Below are 20,696 nucleotides of genomic sequence, written 5' to 3'. Positions count from 1 at the left end.
TGTTATGCTTTGTTTATTAATGTGTCGGTTGCAACGGTGCGAGTGACGGACGTCAACTCCAGCACCGCCGGCAAAAATACTTCGGTTACCAGCAGCAATCCCTGGTGACGCTGGTACAGGCAGCGGCGGGCAAAAAACAGCGACTTGTCATCGACGCGCTGCCCTTCCCCTGCCAGCGCCGCCTGCGCCCGCTGCACCAGCGGGTGCCCGGCGCGCAAGCGGGCAAATTCCAGTTCACCGCGCCGTACCATGCGGTCGCCAAACAGGGTCGTACCCAGCGAACGCTCGCCCAGCGCGGAAAACAAGGGCCAGTCCGTGGCCGTCGCCTGCATGGGCACGACGGTATGGCCAAACACGGCCGGTTTGTTATCACAGCGCAACAACACTTCGCGTTCCCACACCCGGCCCGCACGGTGCAAACCGATGATGGCGGCCTCGTCGGTCAAACAGCGCGATGTTTCCTGATGCAAACATTGCACGCGGAACGCGCTGCTATGCGCTTTCAGCTTGGCCGTCAGCGAACCGCCGCCCGTCAGCCAGTGGCGCAAGGCCGGCGGCGCATTGACGGCATTCACGTGCGCATGCCATTGCGCCTGGCGCAGCGAACCCGGCCTCACCGGGCAGAGTCCGCGTCGATGCCGCAAAAGGCCAGAACGGGCGCCAGGTATGCGGCAAATTCGCTGATGCCATGGTCGCTGCCATCGATGACGCACTGCTGCGCCCCCTGATAATGCGCCACCATGTCGCGGTAGTCGAGCACTTCATCGCCCGTAGCGGCAATCAGGAAATAGCGTTGCGGCTGCGTAATTTTCTCTACAGCAAACGTGCGCAGCTCATCGATGTATTCGCGCTTGAACTCGAATGGCTTGTCCGAATGGAATTCGGTCGTCACGCCCACATGTTGTTCCAGGTCAATCAGGGGAACAATCGCCGGATTGAGCAGCACGGCGCGGCAACCGAGCTGTTCGGCCAGCCAGGTGGCGTAATAGCCGCCCAGCGAGGAGCCGATAATCGTCAGGTCGGCCGGCGCCACCTCCTTGACCAGCGACAAGGCCAGCTCGATGGCCAGCTTGGGCGAGGCCGGCAATTGCGGGCACAGCCATGCTGCTTCGCGGCCCAGCGCCTGCATCTGCGCGGCCAGCAGGCGCGACTTCATCGACAGGGGCGACGAGCGAAATCCATGCAGGTACAGAATCATCGGCCCAGCGCCTCCAGCAATTTCTGGTGCACGCCGCCAAAACCGCCGTTGCTCATGACGACGATCTGGTCGCCGGGACGGGCGCTGGCGGCCACGGCCGCCACCAGGGTATCGATGTCTTCATAGGCGCTGGCAATCTGGCCCAGCGGCGCCAGCGCGTCGCCCAGGCTCCAGCCCAGCGCGGCATGGCTGCCGAAACCGAAGACCAGGTCCGCATCCTTGAGGCTGCCGGGCAGCGCATCTTTCATGGCGCCCAGCTTCATGGTGTTCGAACGCGGTTCCAGCACGGCCAGGATGCGGCCGCTGTTGCCGATGGTTTGGCTCATTTTTTGGCGCAGGCCGCCCACGGTGGTGGCAATGGCCGTCGGGTGATGCGCGAAATCGTCGTACACGGTAATGTTGTTGACCACGCCGCGCACTTCCATGCGGCGCTTGACGCTCTCGAACGTGGCCAGCGAGGCGCACGCCTGGGCAATCGGCACGCCCACGTGGCGCGCGGCGGCGATGGCCGCCAGCGCATTGCTGCGGTTGTGCTTGCCCGTGAGCGCCCATGCCACATGGCCTTCCTGCTGGCCATTGAAGTACACGTCGAAGCTGCCATCGGCCTGCTCTTGCAGTTGCCAGTTGGCATCTTGACCAAAACTTTCTTTTTCGCTCCAGCAACCGCGCGCCAGCACGCGCTGCAGCGACGCTTCATCGCCGTTGAACACGAGGCGGCCGATGCCGGGCACGGTCCGTACCAGATGGTGGAATTGCGTCTCGATCGCGTGCAGATCGGGGAAGATGTCAGCGTGATCATATTCCAGGTTATTCATGATGGCCGTCTTCGCGTGGTAATGCACGAACTTGCTGCGCTTGTCGAAGAAAGCCGTGTCGTATTCATCGGCTTCGATGACGAAGAAGTCCGAATCGGCGCTCTTGCCGTCAATCTTGCCGCTGAGGCGGGCGGAAATGCCAAAGTTCATCGGCACGCCGCCGATCAGGAAGCCCGGCGCGTAGCCAGCGTCTTCGAGTATCCAGGCCAGCATGGCCGACGTTGTCGTCTTGCCATGCGTGCCGGCCACGGCCAGCACCCACTTGTTGCGCAAGATGTGTTCGCCAATCCACTGGGGGCCGGACACATACGGCAGGCTGCGGTTGAGGATTTCTTCCACCAGCGGGTTGCCGCGCGAGACCACATTGCCAATCACATACAAATCCGGGTTCAGCTTGGTTTGTTCCGGATCAAAGCCTTGGATCAGTTCGATTCCCTGCGATTCCAGCTGGGTGCTCATCGGCGGATATACGTTGGCATCGCAACCAGTGACTTTATGGCCGGCTTCCTTGGCCAGGACAGCCAGGCCGCCCATGAAGGTACCGCAAATGCCGAGAATATGAATATGCATGTGATCAGTGCGAAAGGTGCACGCTTAAGTAAGTAAGACGGTGAGATAAAAAACAGCAAGTGCAGGATTTTACCTGACGCCATGACTTTTTCCGCTTCGGAGTATCATCTCGCTCATGACGAACGATGCATTTGACGATAGCGCGCAGTTGCGCCTGGAAATCGCCGCCGCTGCCGCGCGCCTCGTGGCGCAGGATGGCGCCGACTATGGCAGCGCCAAGCGCAAGGCGGCGCGGCAAGTCCTGGGCGACGCGCCGAACCGCCCCAATATCTTGCCGGACAACGACATGATCGAAGAACAGGTGCGGCAATACAATGCCCTGTTCCTGGCCGACAGCCAGCCGGCGCGATTGTTCCAGCTGCGCACGATTGCGCTGCAGGTGATGGAAGCGTTGCAACAATTTCATCCCCTGCTCAGCGGCCCCGTGCTCAATGGCACCGCCGGCCCCCACGACGAGATCTATTTGCAACTGTTTGCCGAGAGCGCCAAGGACATCCACATCTTCCTGTTGAATAAAAATGTCGTGCTCGACATGTCGGAAAGCCCGCATTTCAAGGGAGCGCGTTATGATGCGGTCGAGACAGCCAGTTTCTTGTGGAAAAACGAAGGCGTGCACGCGGCCATGTATGAACTCGACGACATGCGCGGCGCGCTGAAAACCAAGGCGGATGGAAAAGTGCTGCGCACCGACATCGCCGGGCTGCGCAGCCTGCTGGCCGCCAGCCTCGCCGACGGCGTGCCGGCTGCCGACTAACATTGATATAGATAAAGTTATGACAAAAAAGAATTGGATCGCCTGCGCCATCGTGGCGCTGATGTTCGGCGGCATGGGTGCTTACGTCGGTTTGAGCAAGGAAAAAGCGAAAGAAGCGGGACCGCAGACGACCGCCATCGCGCCAGGCGCGAAGGGTCCCGTCAACGAACTGTATGCGCTGTCCCTGCCGGACGCGGCGGGCGTCACGCAGGCGTTATCGCAATGGAAAGGAAAAAACCTGCTGGTGAATTTCTGGGCGCCGTGGTGCCCACCTTGCGTGGAAGAAATGCCAGAGTTATCCGAAGTGCAAGGCCACTACGGGGCGAAAAACCTGCAGGTGATCGGCATCGGTATCGATTCGGCCAGTAATATTGCCACTTTTGCCAGCAAGGTCAAGATCGCCTATCCCGTGTATGTGTCCGGCATGAGCGGCACCGACCTGTCGCGTCATTTTGGCAATGCCACGGGCGGTTTGCCCTTTACGGTGCTGATCGGCGCCGATGGCGAAGTCAAAAAGACCTATCTGGGCCGCTTGAAATTTGATCAGTTGCGCGCCGATCTGGATAAATTGTAAATTCGGAGCGTGCTTTTTTCTCTTGCCAATGCGTATCTTTGGCGGCAAAATGCGGAACTTTCGCTAAAACGGTCTTCCATACATGGCAAAAAACCTCCTTCTGCTCAACGGTCCCAACCTGAATTTGCTGGGAACGCGCGAGCCTGAGGTCTACGGCGCCAGCACCTTGGCCGATATCGAGCAGGCAGCAATGGCGCAAGCCATGGCGGCCGGTGCCGACCTGGTTTGCTTTCAAAGCAACCATGAAGGCGCGCTGATCGACCGCATCCATGCCGCGCGAGCGGAAGGGATCGATGCCATCGTCATCAATCCGGGCGGCCTGACCCATACCAGCGTTGCCTTGCGCGATGCGCTGGCCGGGGTCGCCATCCCGTTCGTGGAAGTCCACATCTCGAATATTTATCAACGCGAAACGTTTCGACATCACTCATTTCTCAGCGCGATCGCGCAGGGGACGATCTGCGGCCTGGGTATCGATGGATATCGGTTTGCCATCGACTTTGCGCTTAAAAAACGTTAATCTACGCGATCTGCACGCATTTAGCGCGGCGATAGGTTCTTGGACATCACCGCATCACTCATAAAACAAACTACATTCCTAGGGGTTTTACATGGATCTACGAAAACTCAAGACCTTGATCGACCTGGTCGCCGAATCGGATATCGCAGAGCTGGAAGTTACCGAAGGCGAAAGCAAGGTTCGCATCGTCAAATCGTCGGCCATGCCGCAAAACCAGATGGTCATGATGCAGCCGCAAGGCATGCCAGCCCAATACCAGCCAGCCGCGCCAGCCGCCGCTCCCGCTGCGGCAGCCGCCGTCGTGGTCGCCGCCGAGCCAACGGGCTATGTGGTCAAGTCGCCGATGGTCGGTACATTCTACCGTTCCTCCGCTCCTGGCAGCGCCGCCTATGTTGAAGTGGGCTCGACCGTCAAGGAAGGTGATACCCTGTGCATCATCGAAGCGATGAAGCTCCTGAATGAAATCGACTCCGATAAAGCCGGTGTCGTGACCCAGATCCTGGTCGAAAACGGCCAACCGGTCGAATTCGGTCAACCCTTGTTTGTGATCGGCTAAAACCCAGTCCACACGGCCGGCAACGGCCGTTTGCAGTTTTAGCCCCTCACACTTGTTGTTTCGCCGGCTCGCCGGCTCTCACAGACATACGCGAACCTACCATGTTTGAAAAAATCCTGATTGCCAACCGTGGTGAAATTGCCCTCCGTATTCAGCGCGCCTGCCGCGAAATGGGCATTAAAACGGTTGTAGTCCACTCCGAAGCCGACAAGGACGCGAAATACGTCAAGCTGGCCGACGAATCCGTTTGTATCGGCCCGGCCCAGTCGTCCCTGAGCTACCTGAACATGCCCGCCATCATCAGCGCCGCTGAAGTGACGGATGCGCAAGCGATTCACCCAGGCTATGGCTTCCTGTCGGAAAATGCCGACTTTGCCGAACGCGTCGAGAAATCGGGCTTCGTCTTCATCGGCCCCCGCTCGGAATCGATCCGTTTGATGGGCGACAAAGTGTCGGCCAAGCAAACCATGATCAAGGCTGGCGTACCGTGCGTCCCCGGCTCGGAAGGCGCGTTGCCGGACGATCCGAAAGCGATCGTGCAAATTGCCCGCAAGATCGGCTACCCGGTCATCATCAAGGCCGCCGGCGGCGGTGGCGGACGCGGCATGCGCGTGGTGCACACGGAAGCGGCCCTGATCAACGCCGTGGCGATGACCAAGACGGAAGCCGGCACGGCCTTCGGCAACCCTGAAGTGTATATGGAGAAGTACCTGGAAAATCCGCGCCACGTGGAAATCCAGATCCTCGCCGACGAACACAAGAACGCCGTCTGGCTGGGCGAGCGCGACTGCTCCATGCAGCGCCGCCACCAGAAAGTGATCGAAGAAGCACCGGCGCCGGGCATCCCGCGCAAGCTGATCGAGAAAATTGGCGACCGTTGCGCCGAAGCGTGCCGCAAGATCGGCTACCGCGGCGCCGGCACGTTCGAATTCCTGTACGAAAACGGCGAGTTCTATTTCATTGAAATGAATACCCGTGTGCAAGTGGAACATCCGGTCACCGAGATGATCACCGGCATTGACATCGTGCAAGAGCAGATCCGCATCGCCGCCGGCGAAAAACTGCGTTTCCGCCAGCGCGACGTCCTGCTGTCGGGCCACGCCATCGAGTGCCGTATCAACGCGGAAGATCCCTTCAAGTTCACGCCATCGCCAGGCAAGATCGTCTCGTGGCATGCACCGGGCGGCCCCGGCATCCGCGTCGACTCGCACGCCTACGCCGGCTACTACGTGCCGCCGCACTACGACTCGATGATCGGCAAAGTGATCGCTTACGGCGCCACGCGCGAGCAAGCGATCCGCCGCATGCAGATCGCCCTGTCCGAAATGGTGGTCGAAGGCATCAACACGAATATCGCCCTGCACCGCGAACTGATGATCGACGCGCGCTTCATCGAAGGCGGCACCAACATTCACTATCTGGAACAGAAACTGGCCGACATGCCGGACCTGGGCAAGAACCTGAATAGCGGCAGCCCCAGCATCGCCAAGAAATCCGAAATCAAGGCGGGCGCATGAGCTGGACGGAAATCGTCATCGAAATCGCCCGTGACAACGCCGAGGCCATGTCCGACGCGTTGATGGAAGCGGGCGCCCTGTCGGTCTCGGTGGAAGACGCCGATGAAGGCACGGATGCCGAGCAGCCCTTGTTTGGCGAGCCAGGCATGGAACCGAAGGAAGCGGCGTGGGAACGCAGCCGCGTGGTGGCGCTGACGGACGTCGACGCCGACCAGGCCGCCATCGTGGCCGCCGCCGCCCAGGCGGTCGGCATGACGGACGTACCTGTCTTTACCATGCGTCCCGTGGAAGAGCAGGACTGGGTGCGCCTGACCCAGTCGCAATTCGCACCGATTCACATCGGCAAGAATATCTGGGTCGTGCCCAGCTGGCACGAGGCACCGGATCCTGACGGCCTGATCCTGGAACTGGACCCTGGCCTGGCTTTCGGCACGGGCAGTCACCCGACCACGCGCCTGTGCATGGAATGGCTGGAAGCGAACCCTGCTCCCGGCAAGACCGTGCTCGACTACGGTTGCGGTTCCGGCATCCTGGCCATGGTGGCCAAGAAACTCGGTGCGGAAACTGTCGCCGGCGTCGATATCGACCCGCAAGCGATCGAATCGGCGCGCGACAATGCCGAACGTAACCAGTGCGAGATCGAATATTTCTTGCCGGACACGTTTGCCACTTCGGCACACGCCACGGCCAAGTTTGACATCGTCGTCGCCAACATCCTGTCGAGCCCATTGAAACTGATGGCACCGATGCTGTCGGGCCGCGTTGCCGACGGCGGCGCCCTGATCCTGTCCGGCGTGCTGGCACGCCAGGCGGAAGAAGTGGCCGCTGCCTATGCACCGTTCATCCAGCTGGGTGTATGGGCCGAGCAAGACGGTTGGGTGGCCCTGCATGGCCGCCTGGGCAGCACGCAAGCACCTGCGCCCCGCGCGGAAGGTGCATAAGCACAGCAATGGCCCTCGCCACCAAATGCCCCCATTGCAACACGATATTTCGGGTCGCTGCTGACCAGTTGAAGTTACGTGGGGGCATCGTGCGCTGCGGCACGTGCAGGGAAGTCTTTGACGGCAATGCCACGCTGGTCGATCCAGCTGCGGCATCGCCGTTTTTAACATCCGGCCCCGGCACTGCCGCCCCCCTGTCGACCAGTTACCCGATCGACAACAGCCTGCCGTCCTCCACGGACGACGAACCCATTTATTCCCTCGACTTCGATACCTCGTTCGACCCATTCGGCATCTTGCCGGAAACGGCGCAGCTCAAGGACGATGCAGACGATGGCGAGCACATCGAGCTGGACCTCGACGTGGCCCTGCCCGACGAGGCGCTGGACCACGTGCCGGCCGCCGCACCGCTCGATATACCTGAAGCAACACCAGTAGAAACACCGGCAGAACTGCCCGAACCACCGTTGCCCCAGCCAATGGCGCCCTTCAAGCGCCGCCAGATCGATGACGCGCCCGCCTTCGCCACGTATTTGCGCGATAGCCGCCGCGAACCGAACCTGGAAGCGGCGGCAACCCCAGTGGCCCCGACATTGCCTGCCGCCGAAAAAGTCAGCCTGGACAAGCCCCTGCCGGCGGCGCCTGCCGCAACCAGCCCCACGCGCCGGGAACCCACGCTGGCCGACCCGCTGCCCGTCCCCCCCATTACGCCGGATGCCGCCGAAGAGCAGGAAGAACCCATCCAGCCGCCGGCCGACGACGAGCCGGCCTTTGTGACATTGGGCCGGCGCCGCGAACAGAGCGGCAAGGCCTTGCGCGTGGCCATGGCCCTCGGCTCGGTGGTACTGCTGCTATTATTATTCCTGCAAGTAATGACCACCTTCCGCAATCCGCTGGCGGCGCAATTTCCGCAGTGGAAACCGACCCTGGTAGCGCTGTGCAAGCTCAGTGGCTGCCAGGTCGACTTGCCGGCGCAGATCGAGGCGCTGTCCATCGAGCAAGGCGAGTTGCAAACTTTGAAGGACCAAACCTTTTCCTACGTCTCGCTGCTGCGCAACCAGGGCCGCAGCGTGCAAGCCTGGCCCAGCATCGAACTGATACTCAACGATGCCAACGACAAACCGGTCTTGCGCCGCGTGATCGCGCCGCGCGACTACCTGCCGGCCACTATCGACGTGAGCACGGGGTTTGCGCCGCGTTCGGAACAAGCCATCAAACTGTACTTTGCATTAGACCAGCTCACGGCGTCTGGCTACCATATCGCCATCTTTTACCCTTAACAGACACTATCATGACCAAAACATCGCTGATCTGCGGCTCGCTTGCCACCGACACCATCATGCAATTCCCCGGCCGCTTCGGCGAATCCCTGCTGGCCGACCAGTTGCACAAGGTAAACGTCTCCTTCCTCGTGCCCACCATGCGCACGGAGTTCGGCGGCTGCTCGGGCAACATCGCCTACAGCCTGAAAATGCTGGGCGGCGACCCGCGCATCGTCGGCGTCATGGGGCAAGATAGCGCCGCCTACCTGGAGCGTCTGCAAAAGCTGGGCATTTCCACCGCCAACATCCTGATCAAGGCCGACAGCTACAACGCGCAGTGCTTCGTCACGGCCGACGCGGACAATAACCAGATCAACGCCTTCCACCCGGGCGCCATGTCGTTTGCGCATGAAAACCCGATCGCCAATGCGGGGCCGGCCAAGGTCGCCATCATTTCGCCGGATGGCGACCAGGGCATGCTCAAGCACGCCGCCGACCTGGCCGAGCTGGGCATTCCCTTCATGTTCGACCCGGGCCAGCAGTTGCCACGCTTCAACGGCGAACAGTTGATCGACTTCATCAACAAAGCCACGTATGTGTCGGCCAACGACTATGAAATGGAGATGTTGATGGAACGCACGGGCCTGACTCTGCCGGACATCGCCAGCCGCCTGGAAGCGCTGATCGTCACGCGTGGCGAAAAAGGATCGGAAATCTATACGGACGGCAAGCGCATCGACATTCCTGTCGTGGCCGCCAAGGAAGTGCTGGATCCGACCGGTTGCGGCGATGCCTACCGTGCTGGCTTGCTGTTCGGCATCACCAACGACCTGGGCTGGGAAACCAGCGGCCGCCTGGCCAGCCTGCTGGGCGCCATCAAGATCGCCACCCAAGGCGCGCAAAACCACGTATTTACGCCGGAAAGCATCGCCGACCAGTTCGAAGCGGCGTTCGGTTACCGCTATTAATATGTAGTCCGGTCGGCTTGTGCACTAGCGCCAGGCCGACCTCCTCGTTTTACCTCAATACAATAATCATCCCCACCAGCACTTGCGCAATCTGCAGCAAGATCAACGCCACCAGCAAAGACAGGTCCAGGCTGCCCACCAGCGGCACGACCTTGCGGATCGGGCGCAGCAGCGGCTCGTTCAGGGCCCGTACGAACGGCGCCAGCGGCGCATGCGGGTTGACCCAGCTGAAGATGGCTTCGATGATCAGCAAGGCCATGAAACCGTAGAGTATCCATTGCAGGAAGCGTTGCAGCGACTTGAGCAGTACCACCTCGACGGGATAGCCGGAAATAAACAGCACCGAGCTGGCCAGCAGCACGATCAGGAAGGCGCCGATCAGGCTGGCCCAGTCATACCCGCCCACGCCCGGCACCACGCGGCGCAGGGGGCGCACCAGCCAGTCGGACAATTGAAACGTGAATTGCGCCACCGACGAGGGCGGCCGCACGCGCACCGCCTGCATCCAGAAGCGCAGCAGCAACACGCCGCCCAGCAAGGTGGCGATGGTATCAACGATCAATGTAAGGATAACGATCAGCACGACTAATTCTCCAAAAAAAAACCGCTGTGTGATTGAGTCACACAGCGGCGTGTTGCCTCATCCAGGCACCCGTATCGCAGGAATTACGATGGGCGGGTGCTGGTTGGGAATGGCCAGGCTGCAGCCGGTGCCAACACGGTTTTTGCTACAGGTGCGATAGGCGCCGATGGCTTGGCGACAGGAGCTGCCTTCTTCGGTGCGGCCTTTTTAGGCGCGGCCTTCTTGGCTGCTGGCTTGGCTGCCACGACGGCTGGTGCCGCTGGAGCTGCGGCCGGCGCTGCGGCTGGTGCGGCTGCCACGACTGGCGCTGCGGCTGGCTTGGCGGCAGGTTTCGCTGCGGCTTTCGCTGCCGGCTTGGCGGCTGGCTTGGCTGCAGCTTTTGCTGCTGGCTTCGCTGCTACCTTGGCCGCTGGCTTGGCTGCAGGTTTTGCTGCGACCTTGGCGGCAGGTTTCGCTGCTGCTTTGGCTGCCGGCTTGGCTGCGACTTTCGCTGCTGGCTTGGCTGCCGGTTTCGCTGCTACCTTGGCTGCTGGCTTCGCTGCAACCTTGGCCGCAGGTTTGGCTGCCGCTTTCGCTGCTGGCTTCGCCGCTACCTTGGCCGCTGGCTTGGCTGCAGCTTTTGCTGCTGGCTTCGCTACTGCCTTGGCTGCTGCTTTGGCCGCTGGCTTGGCTGCGGCTTTGGCGGCCGGCTTGGCTGCTGCCTTGGCGACGACTTTTTTCGCTGCTGGCTTGGCTGCCGCCTTGGCGGCCGGTTTCGCTGCTGCCTTGGCTGCAGGTTTCGCTGCGGCTTTTTTCACTGCTGGCTTGGCTGCTGCTTTTGCTGCTGGCTTCGCTGCTGCTTTTGCCGCTGGCTTGGCTGCTGCTTTGGCTGCAGGTTTCGCTGCTGCTTTGGCGGCCGGCTTGGCTGCTGCCTTGGCGACGACTTTTTTCGCTGCTGGCTTGGTTGCTGCCTTGGCTGCAGGTTTCGCTGCAGCTTTTTTCACCGCTGGCTTGGCTGCTGCCTTGGCCGCTGGTTTTGCTGCGGCTTTTGCTGCTGGCTTGGCGGCCGGTTTGGCGGCTGGTTTGGCTGCGGCTTTTTTCGCGACAGGTTTGGCTGCAGGTTTTGCTGCGGCTTTCGCTGCTGGCTTGGCGGCCGGTTTTGCTGCTGCCTTGGCCGCTGGTTTCGCTGCGGCTTTCGCTACTGGCTTGGCAGCCACTTTTGCTGCAGGCTTGGCTGCGGCTTTGGCGACTGGTTTGGCGGCTGGTTTTGCTGCGGCTTTGGCAGCTGGTTTAGCGGCAACCGTCTTCGCTGCGGCTGCCGGCTTCTTCGCGGCAGGAGCAGCCTTGGCGGCTGGTTTCTTTACTTCTGATTTCTTAGCGGCTGTTGCCATTTGTCTCTCCTTCATCTGAGATGAGAAATTTAAGCTACAAGATTTAAACCCGTCCGACCCACCACAGGGATAGGCCAGGCGAATTATTCATCGGCACAAACGGTCGTTTGCGCTAATGAATTCGGCACCAGCTGAACTGCTGCAACTCCTCACGTTTGCAGCACTTCAGCCATCGTCGGTGCCACCCTGCTTTATCTCGCAGCTGGTGGCAAAGTCTGAATTCGGTCATTCGTTTTCGATGCCGTGCGTTTTTTCGCTCCTCGCATCGCGCTCGCCACAACACCCATCCGTCAAATAAAAAACCGCCATGCCTGAAAAAATTCGGGCACGGCGGCAGACGAAAACGGTGTGGTTTTGTGCATATCCGTGTAAATCTGTATCCCTGTTTTGCGAGGTTTTTTCGCTACCGCGCTGGTTAAAAAACCCCGCATTCTAACGCTCGCATTTGCAATCTCATAAAGTACACGAAAACCTTGTCAATGCGCAACCGGCACGACACGTTTTCGCCCGCTTTTTTGCACGTTACGCGTGCTATCGCACAATCGCGCGGCAAATGCCGCCGCCAGCGTCTCCGGAAATGATTTTTGGGGCCCGCGATGCGGCCATTCGCGGCAGCCGAAAATCCTGGTGCAAACCTCATCGCATGACGCGATGAGGCACGCATTTTCCCGCCGCCATGCAGGCGAAAAAAAAGCGCCGTCTCAATGACGGCGCTTTTGGGCGTTGACTGAAAAAGGGTTACTCCCAGTTCAGCGCACCACCGGTTTGGTACTCGGTCACGCGCGTTTCGAAGAAGTTACGTTCCTTCTTCATGTCGATCATTTCGCTCATCCACGGGAATGGATTTTCTTCCTGGGCGAACAGCGGCTCGATGCCGATCTGCTGCGCGCGGCGGTTGGCGATGAAGCGCAGGTAGCCCTTGAACATCGGCGCGTTCAGACCCAGCACGCCGCGCGGCATGGTGTCTTCCGCGTACGCATATTCCAGTTCCACGGCTTTCATGAACAGGTCCTTGATCTCTTCGCGGAAGGCGGCCGTCCACAACTGCGGGTTTTCCATCTTGATCGTGTTGATCAAGTCGATGCCGAAGTTGCAGTGCATCGATTCGTCGCGCAGGATGTACTGGTACTGCTCGGCCGCGCCCATCATCTTGTTCTGGCGGCCCAGCGCCAGGATCTGCGTGAAGCCGACGTAGAAGAACAGGCCTTCCATCAGGCAGGCAAACACGATCAGGGATTTGAGCAGCTTCTGGTCGTTTTCCACCGTACCGGTGACGAACGCCGGGTCGGTCAGGGTGTTGATGAACGGAATCAGGAATTCATCCTTGTCGCGGATCGACTTGACTTCGTTGTAGGCGTTGAAGATCTCGCCTTCGTCCAGGCCCAGGGATTCGACGATGTACTGGTAGGCGTGCGTGTGGATCGCTTCCTCGAACGCCTGGCGCAGCAGGTACTGGCGGCATTCCGGCGCCGTGATGTGGCGGTAGGTACCCAGCACGATGTTGTTGGCGGCCAGCGAGTCGGCCGTCACGAAGAAGCCCAGGTTGCGCTTGACCAGGCGGCGCTCGTCGTCCGTCAGGCCGTTCGGGTTTTTCCACAGCTCGATATCGCGCTGCATGTTCACTTCCTGCGGCATCCAGTGGTTGGCGCAGCCGGCCAGGTATTTGTCCCACGCCCACTTGTACTTGAACGGCACCAGCTGGTTGACGTCCGTCTTGCCGTTGATGATGCGCTTGTCGTCGGCATTCACGCGGCGCGCGACTTGCTCGGCGTTCGCTTCGGACGGCTCGGCACCGGCCGGCAGGTTCAATTCGGTATTACCCAGTGGCGCTTGCTGCGCCGGACGCGGCGCAGCTGCCGACGTGGTTTCATCATCCCATGACAACGACATATTCTTCTTCCTTTCCATGCCGGCGAGCCGGCGATCCGCAACAGGCCCGTTGTATCGGACAATGCGGACATTGACAACATTGAATCAGCCCGACCGTGCCGGGCTGACAACTAAAATCTTACTGGCAGGCTTCGCATTCCTCAAAGCCATCGTCACCCGGACGCAGGTAGCAAGCTTCGCCATCGGCGTCGTCCGCTGCCGCTGCCACTACCGGCGCCACGGCCACTGCTGCCGCCGCCACGACCGCCGCCTGGGCGCTCTGCGCGCTGGCCGACATGCCGCCATCGACTGCCACGGCGTTCAGGGCGCCCGTCTTGGAGGTCGATTTCTCCATGTGGGTAGCGGCGATGGTACGCAGGTAGTAGGTGGTTTTCAGGCCACGCAGCCATGCCAGCTTGTAGGTCTCGTCCAGTTTCTTACCCGATGCGCCAGCCATGTAGATGTTCAGCGACTGAGCCTGGTCGATCCACTTCTGGCGACGCGAAGCCGCTTCCACCAGCCAGCTTGGCGACACTTCAAAGGCGGTGGCGTAGATATCGCGCAGGTCTTGCGGGATGCGGTCGATCTTCACCAGCGAGCCGTCGAAGTACTTCAGGTCGGAGATCATGACTTCATCCCACAGGTCGCGCGCCTTCAGGTCGCGCACCAGGTAGCCGTTGATCTCGGTGAATTCGCCCGACAGGTTCGATTTCACGTACAGGTTCTGGAATGTCGGCTCGATACAGGCCGAGACGCCGATGATGTTCGAAATCGTCGCCGTCGGGGCGATCGCCACGCAGTTCGAGTTGCGCATACCGAACTTGGCGATGCGCTCGCGCACCGGTGTCCAGTCCATGGCCGACGAGGAATCGACTTCCAGATAGCCGCCGCGCTCTTCAGCCAGCAGCTTGACCGAGTCCTGTGGCAGGATGCCGCGGTCCCACAGCGAACCGGCATACGATTCATAGCGGCCGCGCTCTTCGGCCAGTTCCGTCGACGCCAGGTAGGCGTAGTAGCAGACGGCTTCCATCGAGGTGTCGGCAAACGATACGGCGGCGTCCGAGGCGAATGGGATGCGCATCATGTGCAGGCAGTCCTGGAAGCCCATCACGCCCATGCCGACCGGACGGTGGCGCATGTTCGAATTGCGCGCCTTGTCGACGGCGTAGTAATTGATGTCGATGACGTTGTCGAGCATGCGCATGGCGGTGCGCACGGTCTTGGCCAGCTTGACGTGATCGAGCTTGCCTTCCTTCATGTGCGCCGGCATGTTCACGGAACCGAGGTTGCAGACGGCGATTTCATCGCTGCTGGTGTTCAGGGTGATTTCCGTGCACAGGTTCGAGCTGTGGACGACGCCGACGTGCGACTGCGGGCTGCGGATGTTGCAAGGGTCCTTGAACGTGATCCATGGGTGGCCCGTTTCAAACAGCATCGACAGCATCTTGCGCCACAGATCCAGCGCGGCGATCTTCTTGAAGACGCGGATTTCGCCGGCGGCGGCCTTGGCTTCATAGCCCACGTAAGCCTGTTCAAAAGCCTTGCCGACCTTGTCGTGCAAGTCTGGCGTGTCCGACGGCGAGAACAGGGTCCATTCGCCTTTTTCCATGACGCGCTTCATGAACATGTCGGGAATCCAGTTTGCCGTGTTCATGTCGTGCGTGCGGCGGCGGTCGTCGCCCGTGTTCTTGCGCAGGTCGAGGAATTCCTCGATGTCCATGTGCCAGGTTTCCAGGTAGGCGCAGACGGCGCCCTTGCGCTTACCGCCCTGGTTGACTGCCACGGCCGTGTCGTTGACCACTTTCAGGAACGGCACGACGCCTTGCGACTTGCCGTTGGTACCCTTGATGTGGGCGCCCAGGGCGCGCACTGGCGTCCAGTCGTTACCCAGGCCGCCGGCGAACTTGGCCAGCAGCGCGTTGTCCTTGATGGCGTCGTAGATGCCTTCCAGGTCATCCGAGACGGTGCTCAGGTAGCACGACGACAGCTGCGAGCGCAGGGTGCCCGAGTTGAACAGGGTCGGGGTCGAGCTCATGAAGTCGAACGAGGACAGCAGGCTGTAGAACTCGATGGCGCGCGCTTCGCGGTCCGCCTCGTTCAGTGCCAGGCCCATCGCCACGCGCATGTAGAACGCCTGCGGCATTTCGATGCGCACGTCCTGAATATGCAGGAAGTAGCGGTCATACAGGGTTTGCAGACCGATGTAGCCGAATTGCAAGTCGCGGTCGGCCACGATGGCTTTGGCCAGGCGTTCCAGGTCGAAGCTGGCGAGTACCGGGTTCAGCAGCTCGGCGGCGATGCCCTTGGCGATGTATTGCGGGAAATACGTCAGGTACTCGGCGGCAGCGGCCGCTTGCGGCACTTCCTTGCCGAACACTTCCTTGCGCACCGTGTGCAGCAGGATGCGGGCCGTGACCTGGCTGTAGGCCGGGTCTTTTTCCATCAGCGCGCGCGCTGCCAGGATGGCCGACTTGTGCAACTCTTCGACAGGCACGCCGTCGTACAGGTTTTTCACCGTTTCAGCCAGGATGGCGTCGGCATCGACGTGCTTTTCCAGGCCGGCGCAGGCGGCGTTGATCAGGTCGCGCACTTCCTGCATGTCCAGCAGGCGGCGCACGCCGTTGTCGGTCACGTTCAGTTGTGGTGCGGAAACTTGCGCCGAGGCGCCTTGCGCTTCCTTCTGCAGGCGGCGCTCTTCCATGTGCTTGGCGCGGTACAGCACATAGGCACGCGCCACGTCATGCTCGCCCGAACGCATCAGCGACAGTTCCACCTGGTCTTGCACGTCTTCGATATGGAAGGTGCCGCCGCCCGGGTGGCGGCGCACCAGCGCAGCGACGACGCCGTCGGTCAATTGCTCCACCAGTTCGCGGATGCGTGCCGAGGCAGCGCCCTGGCCGCCGTTAACGGCCAAAAACGCCTTGGTCATGGCGATGGCGATCTTCGAAGGCTCAAATGCCACCACCGCGCCGTTGCGGCGGATGATGCGATAGTCGCCCAATGCCGCGCCCGTGCTCGCCACGCTGTTGGCCGCGCCTGGCGCTGGCGATACTGGCGTTGGATGGATGGAAATATCTTGTGGTGATTGCATTGAAGCTCCCGTTGTCAGCTAAAGTCAGCCTGCAGTTTTGCTGCCGCGTGTGTTGTTGAATAGAACGCCCGATGGTCAGGGTTTCTTCAGGTATTTGTTGCTAAATAGTAAATTCATAGTGCATAAAACAGGTCAGTATCCATCTCGCCACACCGCACTGCCCGGCTGGCGCAAAACACGATCAAGGGTGATAAACCGCCAGTTCCAGTGCTTTATCAGCAATCCGGGTAGCTTTGACAATAATTCTGAAAACGTCTGTGATGGCACTACATATAGTCTTTACATCCAACTTCTGCACTAATTGTAGTACCCATCGAAGGGCGATGCAATAGTTTTCCGGCATCCGTCGGCGTAATTTTTTGTATTTTCATATACGATTTCGGTTGACTTTTCAGGGCATGGCTGGGAAGCCCAATCCCCGCGAAGTAAGCGCTAACGCAGCTTGTCCGTTCAGGGTTTCCAGCCAGCATTCTTGATAAAAATGCCAGTCAAAAAACGGCCCCGGATCCGTCTTCCTGCCCGGCGCGATATGCTCGTGGCCGCGCACCTGGGACAGCCCGTAGCGCGCCACCAGCGCCGCCGTCAGCGCCGCCAGCACATGATATTGCCGCAGCTGGAACGGCACATCGTCCGCACCTTCCATTTCGATACCGATGGAATAGCCATTGCACTGCGGGCGTCCTTCGAAGGCGGACGCGCCCGCATGCCAGGCACGTTGATCAGCAGAAACATATTGCAACAGCGCACCATCGCGCCGCACAAAAAAGTGCGCCGACACCTGCAAGCCACGCAGGTCGGCGAAAGAAGGATCGGCATTATAATCTACCCGGCCCGTAAACAAGTCCGACACATGCGGCCCGCCAAAGCGGCCACCCGGCAAGCTGATGTTATGGATCACCAGCAAATCGACTTGCGCACCGTCCGGGCGCGCATCGCAGTACGGCGAGTCATAGCGCAGCGCGCCGTCGCACCAGCCGTCTTCATCTATCGTCCATGCGCTCATCAAGTAGGGCTTCCTGTATCGTCAATTTCTGCATGCGGTAACGCAACTGGCGCACGCTCAGGCCCAGCTGGCGCGCCGCCCGTGCGCGGTGGTAGCGCGCCTGCACCAGCGCCAGCATGATCATGTCGCGCTCGGCCTGGCGCAAATACACGTCCAGCGGCAAGACCTTGGCCACGCCATACGCCGCCATGCCGGGCAGACACTGTTGCCGCTCGGACACAGCCGGCATGGCCGGCGCCGCCCGCAAGGGCACGTTGCCCGCCGCGAAGGGCAAGGCCAGCCCGTCGAGCGCGATCACGCCGCCGTCGGCAAAGGCCAGCGCCCGTTCCAGCACGTTTTCCAGTTCGCGCACATTGCCGGGAAACGCATATGCGGCCAGGGCCGCCAGCACCGGCGGCGCCAGGCTCACGACCCGGTGCGGCGACAGGCGCGCGAGGATCACCTCACATAATACCTGCAGATCGCCGCGCCGTTCGCGCAGCGGCGGCAGCGCCAGCTCGATGACATTCAGGCGGTAAAACAGGTCCTGGCGAAACGTCCCGGCGGCCACGCCGCGCGTCAGGCCATGCTGGCTGGCGCACAGGATGCGCACGTCGACGGCTTCGTCAGTACTGCCGCCCAGCTTGCGCACGCGGTGCTCTTGCAACACGCGCAACAGTTTCACCTGCATGGACAGCGGCAGATCGTCGACTTCGTCGAGCAGCAAGCTGCCGCCGTGGGCCGCCTGGAACAGGCCCTGGCGCTCGTGCAGCGCGCCCGTATAGGCGCCCGGGCGGCAGCCGAAGAATTCCGCTTCCATCAGCGCTTCGGGAATGGCGCCGCAGTTGACGGCGATAAACGGAAAACTGGCGCGCGCGCCCTGCGCATGGATGGCGCGCGCTGCCAGCTCCTTGCCCGTGCCCGATTCGCCGCGGATGGCCACCGGCGCGCCGCAGCGGGCGATGCGGCCGATCTGCGCGCGCAGCGCCTGCATGGGCAGCGAGTTGCCGCTCAGTTGCGGCGCCGGCGGCATGCCGGCGGCGGTCGGCGGGCTGGAACGGGGGCTGGGACGGGACATGGTGAGCGCGCCTTTCTGCAATGGCGGCGACGAACCGCCTGCTGCAGATGCTACGCCGGACGGATGCCGGAGGACGTTACGATACGGATGAGCAACGCACGCGCGCCTGCGGACCGCCCCTTACAGCGTGGCGTGCGCGTGGCTGCAGTAGTCGTGGCCCTTGGCCTGCACGTTTTCCGAGGCCGGGTAGTACACGCCGCAATGGGCGCAGCACAGCATCAGCTCGGCATCCGGCAATTCCTGCGGCCGCACCGGCGGCGTAAACGGATTCGGCCGCTGCTGCTGTTGCGCGCGGGCCCGCTGCTGCATGCCACGGATCTTGCTGCGGATAGCGAACAGCACCAGGAACACCAGCGCCAGCCAGAATAAAACACGTGTCATGCGAATCCTCGGTGTAAAACCACTTCCAGTACAAAACGGCTGCCGACATAGGCCAGCAGCAAGGTGGCGAAACCGGCCAGGGTAAAACTCAGGGCCGTCTTGCCGCGCCAGCCGCGGAAGCGGCGGCCTGCCAGCAGCGAGGCAAACAGCAGCCACGACAGCATGGTAAACACGGATTTGTGATCCCAGTTGAGCGCCTTGCCAAATAATTGCTCGGAGAACACGATGCCCGACAGCACGGTCAGGCTGAGCAAAATAAACCCCAGGCCGATCATGCGGAACAGCAACTTTTCCATCGTCAGCAGGGCTGGCAGCTGGTCCAGCGCCGTGCCGATGAAGCCGCGGCTTTCGCTGCGCGTGTGCAAACGCGATTCCTGCAGCGCCATCAGCACGGCGTGAAAGGCGGCAATCGTCAGGGTGCTATAGGCGAGCACGGCCACGGCAATATGCCAGCCGAAGACGGCCGACTTGCCTTCCATGCTGACCTGGCTGCCGGGAAAGGCCCAGGCCAGGCCGATGGCGATGACGGCGCTGGGCATGACCATGCGGCGCAAGCCGTCCAGACTGAAATTGCGGTTCTCTAACCAGTAAGCGCCTACCGAGACCCACAGCGCGGCCGACAGCATGGCGGAAAAACCGAAGCGCAATGTGCCCGGCGCCATCAGGTCGAACCACAGGGTGGCGGCGTGCGCCAGCCAGGCGACGCCGGTCAGGCCGGCAATAAGCCGGGCACGGGACGAGGGAAGCACCGCGCACACCGCATACAACAGGGCGGCGATGAAAAAGAAATAGATCTGCATAGTTTAAGTTTACACCATAGCCGACAAGCGCGATTCAGGCGACAGGCTGGGTGACAGGCACGACGCCGTCATCCAATGCCGCAAGCCTGCCATGATATCGCGCCTGAGGCATGACGGGGTGGCGCACCCTCAAGATTTCGGCAATCTTTCCTGCGGCACACTGTCGCCGCGCTGCGGGTATGTTGCCACCCTGATTAGCCAGTCCTATAATTATGTCCACAAAGCAATATTTATCCACCCTGACGCCACCGCCCCCCGCCATGTCTTTTCTAAAATTGTCCTGGACCTGTCTCTTGCTGGCCGCCTGTACTATATTAGGCGGCTGCATGAAAGATGCACCTTCCCAATCCACGTACGAGGAATACTTCCGTACGTCCATCCAAAGCTATGATCTGTACAAACAGTACTTCGACATCGCGAAGCTGGAAAAGCTCAATGGCTGGAAAGAGAACGAACAGTACGAAATCAAGGGCTCGGCCGTGCTGCGCGCCAAGGTGGGCTACCTGGAATTGCTGGCCGACGTGGCCGACAGGCTCGAAACAGAGGCGAAGACGGATGGCTCCGTGGGCATGACCATGGGCCTGGGCCTGATGGCGCGCGGCATGGGCGGTGAAAACAAGGTTTTCCGCGAATTCTGGGCGCAGCAGCAGGAAAAGAAGGCGATTCCCGCGCCGCTGCTGGCGCGCCAGGCGGCGATGACGGCCGAACGTTTCGAGAACCTGATGCAGTGGTCGGACCAGATCGTGCAAGACAATTACGGCGCCATCATCAGCCGCCAGCTCAAGAAAGGCGACGAGCTGACCCGCATCTACACGCTGAGCTTCCGCCAGACGGAGAAAGGCTGGATGGGCTTTAACGCCCGCTAAA

Annotated in this window: 20 protein-coding genes; 10 read left to right on the top strand and 10 right to left on the bottom strand. The window is 61.0% G+C overall.

The annotated features are described in order from the left end of the window. Nucleotides 1-2: 2 nt before the first annotated feature. Genes OX460_RS25120 through mpl form a run of 3 tightly spaced genes read right to left on the bottom strand, consistent with a single transcriptional unit; the run spans nucleotide 3 to nucleotide 2,583 of the window. Complete coding sequence (locus OX460_RS25120; protein ID WP_289900296.1) at nucleotides 3-617, bottom strand: chorismate lyase; 615 nt, start codon at nucleotides 615-617, stop codon at nucleotides 3-5. Beyond that, the gene (locus OX460_RS25115) at nucleotides 614-1,198 is read right to left on the bottom strand and encodes a YqiA/YcfP family alpha/beta fold hydrolase (RefSeq protein ID WP_289900295.1); all 585 of its coding nucleotides are present in this window, start codon (nucleotides 1,196-1,198) and stop codon (nucleotides 614-616) included. The genes OX460_RS25120 and OX460_RS25115 overlap by 4 nt, the downstream gene beginning before the upstream one ends. Continuing rightward, nucleotides 1,195-2,583 (bottom strand): UDP-N-acetylmuramate:L-alanyl-gamma-D-glutamyl-meso-diaminopimelate ligase, encoded by a 1,389-nt coding sequence (gene mpl / locus OX460_RS25110; protein ID WP_289900294.1) that lies wholly within the window; start codon nucleotides 2,581-2,583, stop codon nucleotides 1,195-1,197. Before mpl ends, OX460_RS25115 begins: the two co-directional genes overlap by 4 nt. 115 nt (nucleotides 2,584-2,698) lie before the next feature. Between mpl and OX460_RS25105 the strand changes: the two genes are divergently transcribed. The 8 genes from OX460_RS25105 to OX460_RS25070 all read left to right on the top strand — a co-directional run bounded on the left by OX460_RS25105 (nucleotide 2,699) and on the right by OX460_RS25070 (nucleotide 9,675). Continuing rightward, nucleotides 2,699-3,337: a hypothetical protein gene (locus OX460_RS25105; protein ID WP_152253126.1), complete on the top strand. Its 639-nt coding sequence runs from the start codon at nucleotides 2,699-2,701 to the stop codon at nucleotides 3,335-3,337. Nucleotides 3,338-3,356: 19 nt separating this feature from the next. Then, nucleotides 3,357-3,911 carry a TlpA disulfide reductase family protein gene (locus OX460_RS25100; RefSeq protein WP_289900293.1) on the top strand — a complete coding sequence of 185 codons (555 nt, stop codon included), beginning with the start codon at nucleotides 3,357-3,359 and terminating at the stop codon, nucleotides 3,909-3,911. An 82-nt stretch (nucleotides 3,912-3,993) separates the two neighbouring features. After that, complete coding sequence (gene aroQ / locus OX460_RS25095) at nucleotides 3,994-4,431, top strand: type II 3-dehydroquinate dehydratase (protein WP_034746628.1); 438 nt, start codon at nucleotides 3,994-3,996, stop codon at nucleotides 4,429-4,431. Between the two features lie 91 nt (nucleotides 4,432-4,522). After that, the gene (gene accB / locus OX460_RS25090; protein WP_077408497.1) at nucleotides 4,523-4,987 is read left to right on the top strand and encodes an acetyl-CoA carboxylase biotin carboxyl carrier protein; all 465 of its coding nucleotides are present in this window, start codon (nucleotides 4,523-4,525) and stop codon (nucleotides 4,985-4,987) included. 101 nt (nucleotides 4,988-5,088) lie between these two features. Then, entirely contained in the window at nucleotides 5,089-6,504 is a 1,416-nt protein-coding gene (gene accC, locus OX460_RS25085) for an acetyl-CoA carboxylase biotin carboxylase subunit (protein WP_099666524.1), read from the top strand. Continuing rightward, nucleotides 6,501-7,445 carry a 50S ribosomal protein L11 methyltransferase gene (gene prmA / locus OX460_RS25080; RefSeq protein WP_251350274.1) on the top strand — a complete coding sequence of 315 codons (945 nt, stop codon included), beginning with the start codon at nucleotides 6,501-6,503 and terminating at the stop codon, nucleotides 7,443-7,445. The genes accC and prmA overlap by 4 nt, the downstream gene beginning before the upstream one ends. Before the next feature lie 8 nt (nucleotides 7,446-7,453). After that, nucleotides 7,454-8,725: a DUF3426 domain-containing protein gene (locus OX460_RS25075; protein WP_289900292.1), complete on the top strand. Its 1,272-nt coding sequence runs from the start codon at nucleotides 7,454-7,456 to the stop codon at nucleotides 8,723-8,725. Between the two features lie 11 nt (nucleotides 8,726-8,736). Further along, nucleotides 8,737-9,675, top strand: coding sequence for a carbohydrate kinase family protein (locus OX460_RS25070; protein WP_099666521.1), 939 nt, complete (start codon nucleotides 8,737-8,739; stop codon nucleotides 9,673-9,675). 49 nt (nucleotides 9,676-9,724) lie between these two features. Here OX460_RS25070 and OX460_RS25065 read toward each other — a convergent pair whose 3' ends face one another. Next, nucleotides 9,725-10,258: a YggT family protein gene (locus OX460_RS25065; protein ID WP_251350272.1), complete on the bottom strand. Its 534-nt coding sequence runs from the start codon at nucleotides 10,256-10,258 to the stop codon at nucleotides 9,725-9,727. Between the two features lie 253 nt (nucleotides 10,259-10,511). Here OX460_RS25065 and OX460_RS25060 point away from each other — a divergent pair, with 253 nt between their 5' ends. Next, entirely contained in the window at nucleotides 10,512-11,531 is a 1,020-nt protein-coding gene (locus tag OX460_RS25060; protein ID WP_289900291.1) for a hypothetical protein, read from the top strand. 835 nt (nucleotides 11,532-12,366) lie between these two features. On the opposite strand, the gene OX460_RS25055 is transcribed toward OX460_RS25060, so the two are convergent. From OX460_RS25055 to ccsA, 6 genes are all read right to left on the bottom strand, one after another. After that, complete coding sequence (locus OX460_RS25055; protein WP_071322017.1) at nucleotides 12,367-13,518, bottom strand: ribonucleotide-diphosphate reductase subunit beta; 1,152 nt, start codon at nucleotides 13,516-13,518, stop codon at nucleotides 12,367-12,369. Between the two features lie 118 nt (nucleotides 13,519-13,636). After that, nucleotides 13,637-16,588 (bottom strand): ribonucleoside-diphosphate reductase subunit alpha, encoded by a 2,952-nt coding sequence (locus OX460_RS25050; protein ID WP_289900290.1) that lies wholly within the window; start codon nucleotides 16,586-16,588, stop codon nucleotides 13,637-13,639. A 391-nt stretch (nucleotides 16,589-16,979) separates the two neighbouring features. Next, on the bottom strand, nucleotides 16,980-17,591 hold the full coding sequence (gene ampD, locus OX460_RS25045) for a 1,6-anhydro-N-acetylmuramyl-L-alanine amidase AmpD (RefSeq protein ID WP_289900289.1): 612 nt from the start codon (nucleotides 17,589-17,591) through the stop codon (nucleotides 16,980-16,982). Beyond that, nucleotides 17,569-18,648: a sigma-54 dependent transcriptional regulator gene (locus OX460_RS25040; protein ID WP_354669842.1), complete on the bottom strand. Its 1,080-nt coding sequence runs from the start codon at nucleotides 18,646-18,648 to the stop codon at nucleotides 17,569-17,571. The genes ampD and OX460_RS25040 overlap by 23 nt, the downstream gene beginning before the upstream one ends. 120 nt (nucleotides 18,649-18,768) lie before the next feature. Next, nucleotides 18,769-19,029, bottom strand: coding sequence for a PP0621 family protein (locus OX460_RS25035; protein WP_077408507.1), 261 nt, complete (start codon nucleotides 19,027-19,029; stop codon nucleotides 18,769-18,771). Next, on the bottom strand, nucleotides 19,026-19,829 hold the full coding sequence (ccsA, locus tag OX460_RS25030) for a cytochrome c biogenesis protein CcsA (protein WP_289900288.1): 804 nt from the start codon (nucleotides 19,827-19,829) through the stop codon (nucleotides 19,026-19,028). Before ccsA ends, OX460_RS25035 begins: the two co-directional genes overlap by 4 nt. A gap of 326 nt (nucleotides 19,830-20,155) precedes the next feature. On the opposite strand from ccsA, the gene OX460_RS25025 reads away from it, so the two are divergent. Then, entirely contained in the window at nucleotides 20,156-20,695 is a 540-nt protein-coding gene (locus tag OX460_RS25025; RefSeq protein WP_099666515.1) for a hypothetical protein, read from the top strand. The last annotated feature ends 1 nt before the right edge of the window (nucleotide 20,696 follow it).

The sequence above is a fragment of the Janthinobacterium sp. SUN033 genome (assembly GCF_030397595.1).
In the GTDB taxonomy this organism is placed as follows: domain Bacteria; phylum Pseudomonadota; class Gammaproteobacteria; order Burkholderiales; family Burkholderiaceae_D; genus Janthinobacterium; species Janthinobacterium kumbetense.
The sequence above is the reverse complement of the archived record's forward strand: the minus strand, read 5'-3'. Positions and strand labels throughout refer to the sequence as shown.